Below are 766 nucleotides of genomic sequence, written 5' to 3'. Positions count from 1 at the left end.
ATGATCAACCGTCGCAACAGCAACCGGCTCCGTCGCGTTCCCCGTTCGGCATCGAGCTTCTGTTCATCATCCGCGTCCGCGGAGGGCCGGGCTCGCCCTGTTGACAGAGTTAAGCCATATCAACGTTTGACTTGAGCGGCAGACAACGGCGCCTTGGCGTCAGCACAAGCACGCAAACGTGCCCCGCCGTTGGCTGTCCGCTCGAAGGAATGGTTAGGCGTCGGAACTAGCACACTAAGGCCGCGCATGCTATTCGCTCCTTCTACGCAGCTTCTTGATCCGCTCACGCGCTGCCATGATTTCGGCCGGATTGCGCTGACGAAAGAGCCAGCGGCCAACCAGGACAACAACGAGCAAGAGAACGACCAGCGAGAACACGGACCACATAGCTAAGTTTCCTGCGCTGCGGAGGCGATTTGCTCGGCAGGGACGGTGGCCAACGCATACGAAAGACCACCAAGATGAGACTCCACTTCAAACGCCGCTGCCGCATTGCCGACGGCGTGAACAAGAACAACCGCACCGAAGGTACCGACAGGTAGAACGACGTCCCGAGACTCGCCAAGCACCTGGGCGCTCACGACGCTCAGCGTTACGACGGAATCAAGCTCGGCTATGGCGCGCAACTGGGCTCTCCTCGACGCCTAACGAATAGCGTTTATCCGCCGCTGAGACGAAGCAGAAGAAGCAGGCGAAGGCTGCATGGCGGGGGATAAACCTTGTTGAACTGAAGCGCCGCTACGGCGCGGGCATGGGCAGTGTAAGT

The 766-nt window shown here is 59.8% G+C and carries 1 protein-coding gene; it reads right to left on the bottom strand.

All coding sequences use genetic code 11. The features are described 5' to 3' along the window. Positions 1 to 389: 389 nt before the first annotated feature. Positions 390 to 626 carry a hypothetical protein gene (locus tag M8A51_RS26185; protein ID WP_251781565.1) on the bottom strand — a complete coding sequence of 79 codons (237 nt, stop codon included), beginning with the start codon at positions 624 to 626 and terminating at the stop codon, positions 390 to 392. Positions 627 to 766: the final 140 nt, after the last annotated feature.

It is taken from the genome of Caldimonas mangrovi, from assembly GCF_023721835.1.
Lineage (GTDB): Bacteria > Pseudomonadota > Gammaproteobacteria > Burkholderiales > Burkholderiaceae_C > Caldimonas > Caldimonas mangrovi.
The sequence above is the reverse complement of the archived record's forward strand: the minus strand, read 5'-3'. Positions and strand labels throughout refer to the sequence as shown.